The following is a 10,842-nucleotide window of genomic DNA, read 5'->3' as shown; positions in this document are numbered from 1 at the left end:
CTTATATTGATTTTTCTCTGTACATCACGTTAGTTTTTGAAAAGCAACAACAATCAGTATTTAATCCTTTTTATCATCCTTCAGTCAAAATAAAAAGATTTCTTGAATTATTTTTATTGACTAACGCAATCGGTTGCGTTTATTATAAACGTATCAATATGAATTCACTAGGAGGCAAATCATGAAACAAATCAAACGTCTTTTTCAAATCGATCCATGGAAAATCAAAACAAATCAACTTAATAAAAATGAACTACGCCTACAAGAATCCCTTACAAGTATCGGAAATGGCTACATGGGTATGCGTGGTAACTTTGAAGAAAGTTATTCTGGCGATCACCATCAAGGAACTTATCTTGCAGGTGTTTGGTATCCAGACAAAACTCGAGTTGGCTGGTGGAAAAACGGCTATCCAGAATACTTTGGTAAAGTGATCAATGCGGTGAACTTTATCGCGATGGATTTATTTATCGATGAGCAACCAGTCGACTTAGCAACGCACCAGCCAGAAAATTTTTATCTAGAATTAGATATGAGGAACGGACTATTATCACGCCAATTTACAATCACTACTGACACAAATAAAGTACGCTTTTCTTTTGAGCGTTTTCTAAGTATTTCTAAAAAAGAATCTGCATTTATCCACTTAACTGTCGAAATGCTTGAAGGCACAGGCACAATTGATCTTCGTTCAAAATTAGACGGGGATGTTCAAAATGAGGACAGCAATTATGAAGAACATTTTTGGCTACCGATCGCCGTTGGTTCAAAAGATGGTATCGGCTATTTAACTACTGAAACAATCCCTAATAACTTTGGAATTGAAACTTTTGCCGTTACTTCTGCCGTTCGTCATTTAATCGACGGTAAACTAGCCGTACCAACATATGAAGAAACTGAATTGACTTTATCTGCAACATTTACCAAGACTTTACAAGCTGGTGAATCATTTACGATTGATAAGGAAGTCGTTGTTTTAACTAGCCGTGATGTTGAAAAAGAAAAACAAGTTCAACAAGCAATGGAGATGCTTAATCAGCTTGATCAAACATATGCACAAGAAAAAGCAGATCAAACAGCAGCTTGGGCAAAACGCTGGGAATTGGCGGATGTTATCATTAAAGGTGATGATGAAGCGCAACAAGGAATTCGCTTCAATCTTTTCCAGCTATTCTCAACTTATTATGGAGAAGATCAACGATTGAACATTGGACCAAAAGGATTTACTGGTGAAAAATATGGTGGCGCAACTTATTGGGACACAGAAGCTTATGCCGTACCACTTTATCTAGCTTTAGCCAAACCAGAAGTAACAAAAAATCTTTTAAAATACCGCCACAACCAATTACCACAAGCCATTCACAACGCACAACAACAAGGACTAAAAGGCGCACTTTATCCAATGGTTACCTTCACAGGTGTTGAATGCCATAATGAATGGGAAATTACTTTTGAAGAGATCCATCGAAATGGCGCGATTGCTTATGCCATCTATAACTATACAAATTACACTGGCGATCAAGAATACTTGAAAAAAGAAGGTCTGGAAGTCTTGACTGAGATCGCACGTTTCTGGGCAGATCGCGTTCATTTTTCCAAACGACAAAATAAATATATGATTCATGGAGTTACTGGACCAAATGAATATGAAAATAATATCAATAACAATTGGTATACGAACACGATTGCTGCTTGGGTTTTACGTTATACAGCTGAAAAATATTCTGAGTTCAAAAAAGAGGCAACTGTCAAAATTTCAGACGAAGAATTAGCGAAATGGACAGAAATCGCCGCAAATATGTACTTCCCAATAGATCAAGAATTAGGAATTTTTGTACAACATGATACTTTCTTAGATAAAGATCTACAACCAGTAGCAAATCTTTCTCCAAGTGATCTACCTTTGAATCAACATTGGTCTTGGGATAAAATTTTGCGTTCTTGTTTCATCAAACAGGCGGATGTTTTACAAGGAATCTACTTCTTCAATGACCAATTCACAACTGAAGAAAAGCGTCGTAACTTTGATTTTTACGAACCAATGACCGTTCACGAGTCTTCCCTTTCTCCAAGTATCCATGCCATTTTGGCTGCAGAGTTAGGTATGGAAGAAAAGGCGGTTGAAATGTATCAACGTACTGCACGTTTAGATTTGGATAATTATAACAACGATACCGAAGATGGACTTCACATTACTTCAATGACTGGTAGCTGGCTAGCCATCGTTCAAGGTTTTGCGCAAATGAAAACAGACCAGGAAACATTAAGTTTTGCACCATTTTTACCTAAAACTTGGGAAGCCTATTCTTTCCATATCAACTATCGGAATCGTTTGATTTCTGTTGTTGTTGAAAGTGATCAAGTCACTTTCACTTTATTAGAAGGTGAACCTTTCAGTTTCGTTGTCTATAACCAGACCTATGAATTAGCAAATACATTATCTCTACCGCTTAGAAAGGAAGATGACTATGTTTAAGGGCGTTCTATTTGACCTAGATGGTGTTATTACTGATACAGCTGAGTATCACTACCACGCTTGGAAAAAACTTGGTGAAGAAATCGGTATTACAATTGATCGCCGATTCAACGAACAATTGAAAGGTGTTAGCCGTGAAGATTCTTTATCTTTAATGCTACGTTATGGAAATAAAGAGAACGATTTTACAGCTGAAGAATTTGCTGAACTAGCTCAAAGAAAAAATGATTATTACTTGGAAATGATTCAAGCAATCACTCCCAGAGATGTTTACCCAGGAATTTTAGAACTACTTACAGATTTGAAAGCAGCCAACCTGAAAATTGCTCTTGCTTCCGCAAGTAAAAATGGGCCTTTTCTACTTCAAAAAATGAACTTAACTTCTTATTTCGATGCACTCGCGGACCCTGCGAAAATTGCTCATGGTAAGCCAGCGCCGGATATTTTTCTGCTAGCTGCTAAAGAAATAGGTTTAACATCAAAAGACTGCATCGGTATTGAAGACGCACGTGCCGGAATCCAAGCAATCATGGCAAGTGGTGCTCAACCTGTAGGCGTCGGTCAAAAAAAAGATCTTGGTGAAAACATCCCAATCGTTTCTGACACAACTGCGTTAACGCTAGCCTACCTTAAAGAAGTGTGGCATGAACATGAATAAACCGCATATCCTCGTTACACCAATTACTCATAATTTAAAAAAAATCACTTTGAAGAACGACTTTTTAACAGTCGTTCTTCTCAATTATGGCGCTCGTCTTCATCAACTATTTGCGCCTGACAAAGATGGAAACGTTGAAAATATCTTACTAAGTTATGATAATTACGAAGATGTTTTAACTGACAAAAGTTTTTTTGGTGCAACTGTCGGCCCTGTCGCGGGGAGAATCCGCGACGGCAAATGGAAAAATCATCAACTGGAAAAAAACAATGGCATACATCACATTCATGGTGGAACAAACGGCTGGTCTTTTCAATATTGGGAAATCGAAATTTTTGAAGAACCAGATGCAATCGGCGTTGTCTTTTATTTAAAAGATACATTTTCTGGTTATCCAGGCCCGATAAAAGCTACCATAACGTACCGTTTACAAAATAACCAGCTTCAAATGACCACTAAAGCAACTAGCAACGTGACTACTATTACGAATCCGACCAACCATGCGTATTTCAATCTTTCAGGGAACGGACAAAGGGATATTTTAACGCATTCTTTGACCTTAAATACGTTGGGAATGTTGGAGCTAGATTCTGAGAAATTACCTACAGGAAACTTGCTCGAAGAAAACGACTTACGTATAAACTTCAAAAAAACGAACTCGATAAAACAAATTCTCGATGCTTATCCACTTGGTTTAGATGATGTTTTTTTATTACGTTATCCTAAAGTAACTAAACCTTCACTTCTTCTGGAAGAAAAAGAGTCAGGTAGACAGATGTCTGTGGCAACTTCTAATAAAAGTGTGGTATTATTTTCTACGACTGGGTTTGATGCTGATTTTACATTGAATGGTCAGAAAATGCATTCAAACTACGGATTAGCTATTGAACCACAGGAAGTACCCGACATCGTTCACTTTCCAGAATGGGGTTCGATTACACTGCATCCTGGACAAGAACGTATCACCCAAACAACTTATCAATTCATGACTACTTCATAATCACAAGAAAGGCGTGGCAAATAATGGCTATCACTGTAAAAGATGTCGCAAAAAAAGCAGGCGTTGCTACTTCAACTGTTTCGCGTGTAATCAACGATCATCCAAGCATCTCGGAAACAACCAAGAAAAAAGTTCGAAAAGTAATGGATGACCTTGGCTACGTTCCAAACATGACTGCCAGAAATCTCGGAAAGCGGACATCGAATGCCGTAGGCGTTATTTTGCCCCCACTAGATTCTAAAGAAAGACTTGGTAATCCGTTCTACCTTGAAATCATGGAAGCAATCAACGACGAAGCTCGACTTTATGATATGACGACAGCGATTGCAACGGCTAAAAGCTTTGAGCTTTTGCTTGAGAACGTCAAACGCATGCACCTACAAAAACAGGTCGACGGCTTTATTCTCGTTTATTCAGATAGCGCTGATCCAGTAATTGATTATTTATATAAAAATCAGATTCCGTTCACCCTGATTGGTCAACCTTATCAACATGAAAATGATATTGTTTATGTCGATAACGACAATCAATTACTTGGGAAACAGGCAACCGAGTTTTTAATCCAAAATGGGCATCAAAATATTTTATTCGTTACAAATACTACGCATGAAAGTTTATACTTCGAGCGTTATTTTGGTTACCAAAAAGCACTGATGCTCAATCAATTACCCACTTTCCCTAGTATTGTCTTAGAAAATCCAGAAGACTATCTAACTTTTAATGATACATTAACAACAACGAGAGCCACTGCCTTGGTTGTCATTGATGATATTTTTGCACTACGTACGATGCAGCTTGCAGAAATGTATGGCTACACTATTCCTGATGATTTGTCAGTAATAAGTTTTAATAATTCAATTTTTTCAACATTAACGCACCCTTACCTAACAAGTATTGATATCGATATTTCAGAATTAGGTAGAATGGCTATGCAGAAGCTACGAGAAATTATCCATGACGAATTAAGTAGTGGTGTTCGTATGGTCATTCCTCATAAATTAATTAAAAGAGAGACAGTCATTCCATTAGCCGAAATAACCACATAATTGAGCAAAGAAAAAAGCGTTAGGGCATTCATCCTAACGCTTTTTATTCTGTTTAATAACAGTCGATTTCTTTTAGTTAGACGATTATCACAAGAAACTCTATACTGTTAGATAGAACGATTGTGAAAATTAAGGAGTGTTTATATGGAAAACGAAGAAAAAAGAGAAAAAATTATTGGGCATATCGGACGTATCGCATCGATTCTTTCAGTGATGATGTATGTTTCCTATATCCCACAAATCATGGATAATCTAGCGGGTTCAAAAGGCAATCCTATCCAACCATTAGTAGCAATGGTCAACTGTATCATCTGGACAATTTACGGTACGTTAAAAAAAGAAAAAGATTGGCCAATCATCATAGCCAATGTGCCCGGAATCTTTCTAGGTGCTATCACTTTTTTTACTTCGCTATAACAAAAATGGTTAAGTTCTCATTTATCTATTCAATAAAAATAATCGGCATTGAAACATGTTCTTGTCTCAGTGCCGATTATTTTTATTTTTCCAATTTAATTTTCTTATTCAAAAGAAAACCAATTACTATTGTAAATATTGGCGCAAACAATGGAAAATAAGCAAATGGTAAATATTGTAATGCACTGACTTTCATGGTTCCCATAATAAACGTCCCGCTAACTCCCCACGGAACTAAAGAATTGACCGCAGCACCCGCATCAGCTAGCGTGCGCGTCAAATAAGTCTTACGTAAGCCAGTTTGCTCAAACGACCCTTTAAAGGTTTCTCCTGGCAAAATAATTGATAGATATTGTTCACCAACAATCAAATTAATTCCGATACTACTTAATGCAGTGAAGCCAATCAAACGTGAAGGCCGATCCATTTTTTCGCGTAGCTTTTGAACAATTGTCCCAACAATTTCATATTTGATCAATAAACCACCTAATGCCAAAGCTAACAGAATCAAACTGGCCGAACCAAGCATACTCATGATTCCTCCTCGAGAAAGCAATGTATTCAACTTTTCATCTGAAGTTTGAGCAAGATAACCATTCATCAAGATATCAGCGACTTTTTGAATCGTTATTTTTTGATGAATAAATGCCAATACAACTGCTGTTGAAGAACCCACTAATAAAGTTGGAATAGCTGGGATTTTTTTGATGGCACCACCAAATAAAATAACTAATGGAATCAACGTCCAAGGGGATATCCAAAAGTTTGCCTGCATCTTATCGATCATCCCAGTAATATTTGATAAATCGGCCGAATGGCTATTTTGACCTAATAGTGTATACAAGATTAAAGACACAATAAAAGCTGGTAAATCCGTATAACGCATTGCTGCAATGTGATCGAATAAATTTACCCCACCAATTCCAGCTGCTAAATTCGTGGTATCAGATAACGGTGAACAGTTGTTTCCAAGAAAAGCTCCAGAAACTACAGCACCTGTTGTCATGGCATCAGAAAAGCCTAGTAGATGACCGATTCCTAAAAAGGCAATTCCAATTGTCGAAATCGTCGTAAATGAACTCCCTACCGTAATCCCTACAATCGTACAAACTAAAAACGCTGTGGGTAAAAAGAAACGGATAGAAATCAATTGAAAACCATAAACCATAATTGTTGGAATCGTTCCGGCTAAAATCCACGAAGCGACTAACACGCCAATCAGCAAAAAAATCAAAATTGGGATAATTCCCGGTGTGATTCCTTGGACGATCCCTGCATGGATATCATCCCAAGTAAAACCTCTAAATTTACCATAAAATAACAAACCCATAAAACCGATTAAAATTGGGATGTGTGGTGTTAAATGAAACCCAATAATCAAAATACCTAATATCGCTAATAGTACCACCAAGACAGCGATACTTTCTTTAATCGAACTTTTTTTATTCACTTGTTCTCACTTCTCCATTATTTTTTTCATGAAAAAAGTCCCACCTCGAAAATATTATTCTCTTGGTAGGACAATCTGGATTAGTGACTATTTGTCACTTGATCAGAGTATTCATCTAAATTTTCTTCTAAACTTGCTTCAACTGCAGTATTCCAAGAATCTTTCTTGAAATGGTTGATGATCAATGGGATTACAAACATAACAACTGCGATAGCTGTTACAAGTAATGCATCACTCATTGTTGCTGTTCCTAATGTAGCAAAAACAACGACAACGATTGAGAAAATCAACATGCAACTAATAACCCAAGCAAAGAAGTTTCCTGATTTACCAATACGATAAGGTCGGTTCAATTCTGGATGTTTTTTTCTCATTTCAAGTAAAGAAATAGCAATCAACACATAAACAATACAGTAAATGACTGTAGTTGCATTTGTTAATGTCAAGAAAACCGCACTAACGTCATCCATTACACCATAAAGTAGCGCAAACAATGAAATAACAATAGATTGTGTTAACACGACATTTTTAGAAACACCATATTTGTTTTCTTTATGGAAACCAAATTTTGGTGGTAAGAAGCCTTCTCTGGCCACTTGGATGATGGTTTTTGATGGTCCAGTAACCCAAGCAGATAGCTGTAACAATACACCAATGAAGACCATGAAACTAAAAATATTTCCGATAACTTCTGGTAAACCTAAAATTTGGCAATCAATCAAGATTGGTTGTGTGATGTTAGCCAATTCCATTTTTCCATTCGGAACAACGTTAGCAACTAACATCGCATTGATGACATTCAATAAAACTAGACCAATCAAGGCAATGAATACACCTTTAGTATAGTTTTTCGTTGCATCTTTCAAGCGAGGCATATAAACCGAGCTCATTTCAATCCCAACAAAAATAAAAGTGATACCAGCTAGATATTTTAATGATTCCACGTGTTCTAAGTCTGGGAAAGCTTTTGACCAAGAAAATGCACCTAAATAGCCGTTTGAAACCAAGCCAACTTTAAATGCTGCCAATAAACCAAGCACAAACATAATGACAACGGGAATGTATACACCCAACCAAACACCAATATTTCCGCCAACTTTTGCCATATCAAATTTTAAATTCAATAAAGTAATAATCCAATAAATAACTAAAATACAAGCTAATACGAACCAATGGTTATTTCCTAGTTCAACATTTCCAAAGGTATTTCCAAGCAATGGGCCTAATGTTGAAGCGACCATTACCATACCAGGGAACATTTGAACCCATAGCAACCAAGCAACGACAAATCCCCACTTGCTACCCAAAGCTGTTTTTACCCATAACTGTGGGCCACCTTCTTGAGGAAGCATTGTTGAAAGTTCACCAGAAACCATTGAGATCGGGCCAGCAAAAAATAAAACTGCAAAAATCGAATAAAAAATTAACGTCCAACCTACTGCTGCCAAAGTCGGAATACTCCGAACTGTAGCACACAGTGCCATTGTCAGACCAATAAAGGTTCCAAGACCCATCTTACTTACTTTAGATTCACTCACGGTTGACACTCTCCTTGATTTGTTGGATAAAATAGTGTCTTTGAAGCAATCTAAGTTAGCAATAAACAAAAGTAATTCCATCGATTCAAAGTTCGGTTTCATGCTTTAGCCTATCGCTTAAACGACAATGCTCCAAAGACGTCCTCAAAACTAAGAAATGGAGAAGCGAAGCCTGGGCAATCATTCCCAGACTTCTCCTACCTTCACGAAATAAACGGGTACTCCATCTCGATTAAATTATTTTGCTTCGCTTGCCAATAATTGGTCTGCGTAGATTTTTTCCAATTTTTCTTGAAGAGCAGCTTTAATTTTTTCAGCATATTCTTCAAAGTTTTCTGCTTTATTCATATATGGTGTCATTACACTTGCACGTAGAACTGTTACTTTTCCAGCACGGTTCCATTCATCATCTGAGAAGCCTAATTGGTTCACAAATTGTAATGGGCTGTTACCGTAATCAGGAATAGCAAAATCAGTATGTGAAGTTAAGAATTCATTTCCATAAATGCTACCTTTCACATATGAAGAGTAGTCATATACGTCATGGTTCAATTTATTCATAGAAACTAGGTCATCGTTTCCTTTTTCTTTGAATACATAATCAACCATGTTGAAGTCTGGATAAGTCAATGGATGAACTTCGATTTCTTTGTCACCAACTTTAAATGACAAGTTGTTTAGGAAATTGAAGAAACGATGTGCACCTTCGATTGATGCACCCATTAATTTTCCGTAACCAGTTACGTTCAATGGTAATACATGATGAGCAGCCCAAACACTCGCAGCAGTTGCTCCAGCTTTTGAACCTTCAAGAATGTACGCACCAAGTAAAGCAGGGATATCTGCTCCTTTTTCAAATACGTAAGTAGCAAAGTAAGAAATAACGTCTCTCATGCGGATATCTTTAATAACGATCCCACCAGCTGAATAAGGTACATATCCCATTTTGTGTGGGTCAATTGTTACAGATTCAGCTTCAGAAATTGCTTCATATGCATGATGAACTTCTTCTAAAAGATAATTTTTGTTTTCAGTAAAGACATGATGTTTCGCATGAACATCTTTTAATTCTTCAAAAGGAATAAAGTTGTTGTCTTCGTCTAAGAAAATTGCGCGGCCATAACCACCATAAGCAGCATCTACGTGCAAGTAGAAGTAAATTCCTTCTTTTTCTAGAACACGACGTAAAGCAACAATTTTATCGATGCTATCGATTGCGCCTTCTTCAGTTGAACCAACAACTCCGACTACACCCAAGATAGGTGTTTTTTCAGCAGCTAGTTCACGAACGATTTTTTCTAATTCGTTGATATCCATACGATAGTTATGATCCACTGGTACTGGAATAACTTGATCTAAACCAACACCAATGATATCGGCTGCTTTTAGCCATGAGTAGTGTTTTGTTTGTGGTACTAACCATTTACCTAATTTTGTTAAATGTTTACCACTACGTGCTGAATGGGCTTTGATATCATCAATTTTTTCTGGGACACTATCTAACAGATTCATGATTTCTTCTGTTGACATGTTCATCAATTCCCAATCACTCTTACCAGCAACTAATTCAGGTGTTACTTCTTGCATTGCAAGAGGTAAAGATTTGATATTACGAGCATACCAAAGACCTTCTAAGTTTGCTAAAGAACCGTCGGCAACAATGTGTCCCCAGCCATCTTCATAGCTCATTAATTTTGCAAATTCATGTCCTACTTCTTCTTCCATTTGACTTGTTGCTGGAGAAGATTCGTAGGCAACGTTATTACCATTCCATAACATTGCGAAATTGTACGCTAGTAAAGATGGCATTAATGTTTCAGAGTTCATGTGTCCCCAATAACGTCCGGCATTGTGCCAAGGAACAGAATGAGTACGCATACGTGCTGAAATTTCTGATAAAACGTCTTTCGTTTTATTTACAGTGTGCTCGAAACTAGCACTACTTTTTTCTTCCGGCGTAATAATAGGCATGTCTTGAGGCATGTAGTTTTGACGCCATCCCAAATGTTCATCAACTAACTCATTTAACAAAGCTTTATAGATTTGGCCGTTCTCCGCTTTGTCACCAATGAATAGTGCATTCAGGTTTAGATCATTTGACAATGATTCACTCATGTGAAACCCTCCTAAAAAAATATTTAAATTTTGTCGAGCCCTACATTACACCTGTTCTTTAATTCTGTAAACTAAAAATAAGACGATTTTATAATCGTTTTCTAATAATATGTAATTGAGTGAATTGTATATGATTTTAAAA

Annotated in this window: 8 protein-coding genes; 5 read left to right on the top strand and 3 right to left on the bottom strand. The window is 36.9% G+C overall.

The genetic code is table 11. The features are described 5' to 3' along the window. Positions 1-181 precede the first annotated feature (181 nt). The 5 genes from AC4BD1_RS01685 (at position 182) to AC4BD1_RS01665 (ending at position 5,597) form a co-directional block, all read left to right on the top strand. On the top strand, positions 182-2,476 hold the full coding sequence (locus tag AC4BD1_RS01685; RefSeq protein WP_490485730.1) for a glycoside hydrolase family 65 protein: 2,295 nt from the start codon (positions 182-184) through the stop codon (positions 2,474-2,476). Beyond that, positions 2,469-3,134 carry a beta-phosphoglucomutase gene (gene pgmB, locus AC4BD1_RS01680; protein WP_206911084.1) on the top strand — a complete coding sequence of 222 codons (666 nt, stop codon included), beginning with the start codon at positions 2,469-2,471 and terminating at the stop codon, positions 3,132-3,134. The genes AC4BD1_RS01685 and pgmB overlap by 8 nt, the downstream gene beginning before the upstream one ends. After that, a complete protein-coding gene (locus tag AC4BD1_RS01675; RefSeq protein ID WP_490467273.1) occupies positions 3,127-4,134 on the top strand; it encodes an aldose epimerase family protein in 1,008 nt (335 codons plus the stop codon). The genes pgmB and AC4BD1_RS01675 overlap by 8 nt, the downstream gene beginning before the upstream one ends. 23 nt (positions 4,135-4,157) lie before the next feature. Beyond that, complete coding sequence (locus AC4BD1_RS01670) at positions 4,158-5,180, top strand: LacI family DNA-binding transcriptional regulator (RefSeq protein WP_206911086.1); 1,023 nt, start codon at positions 4,158-4,160, stop codon at positions 5,178-5,180. A gap of 144 nt (positions 5,181-5,324) precedes the next feature. Next, a complete protein-coding gene (locus AC4BD1_RS01665; RefSeq protein ID WP_490466801.1) occupies positions 5,325-5,597 on the top strand; it encodes a SemiSWEET family transporter in 273 nt (90 codons plus the stop codon). An 82-nt stretch (positions 5,598-5,679) separates the two neighbouring features. On the opposite strand, the gene nhaC is transcribed toward AC4BD1_RS01665, so the two are convergent. The 3 genes from nhaC to tdc form a co-directional block, all read right to left on the bottom strand. Further along, positions 5,680-7,047: a Na+/H+ antiporter NhaC gene (gene nhaC / locus AC4BD1_RS01660; RefSeq protein ID WP_490485729.1), complete on the bottom strand. Its 1,368-nt coding sequence runs from the start codon at positions 7,045-7,047 to the stop codon at positions 5,680-5,682. A gap of 80 nt (positions 7,048-7,127) precedes the next feature. Next, positions 7,128-8,585: a tyrosine-tyramine antiporter gene (gene tyrP / locus AC4BD1_RS01655; protein ID WP_206911091.1), complete on the bottom strand. Its 1,458-nt coding sequence runs from the start codon at positions 8,583-8,585 to the stop codon at positions 7,128-7,130. Positions 8,586-8,822: 237 nt separating this feature from the next. Beyond that, a complete protein-coding gene (tdc, locus tag AC4BD1_RS01650; protein WP_206899346.1) occupies positions 8,823-10,700 on the bottom strand; it encodes a tyrosine decarboxylase in 1,878 nt (625 codons plus the stop codon). Positions 10,701-10,842 lie beyond the last annotated feature (142 nt).

This window comes from Enterococcus sp. DJ147D b (assembly GCF_058216655.1).
The sequence above is the reverse complement of the archived record's forward strand: the minus strand, read 5'-3'. Positions and strand labels throughout refer to the sequence as shown.

Excerpts from the sequence above, each read along its gene's own strand:
- AC4BD1_RS01685 (WP_490485730.1), top strand. The coding sequence starts at position 182 with ATGAAACAAATCAAACGTCTTTTTCAAATCGATCCATGGAAAATCAAA.
- pgmB (WP_206911084.1), top strand. The coding sequence starts at position 2,469 with ATGTTTAAGGGCGTTCTATTTGACCTAGATGGTGTTATTACTGATACA.
- AC4BD1_RS01675 (WP_490467273.1), top strand. The coding sequence starts at position 3,127 with ATGAATAAACCGCATATCCTCGTTACACCAATTACTCATAATTTAAAA.
- AC4BD1_RS01670 (WP_206911086.1), top strand. The coding sequence starts at position 4,158 with ATGGCTATCACTGTAAAAGATGTCGCAAAAAAAGCAGGCGTTGCTACT.
- AC4BD1_RS01665 (WP_490466801.1), top strand. The coding sequence starts at position 5,325 with ATGGAAAACGAAGAAAAAAGAGAAAAAATTATTGGGCATATCGGACGT.
- tdc (WP_206899346.1), bottom strand. The coding sequence starts at position 10,700 with ATGAGTGAATCATTGTCAAATGATCTAAACCTGAATGCACTATTCATT.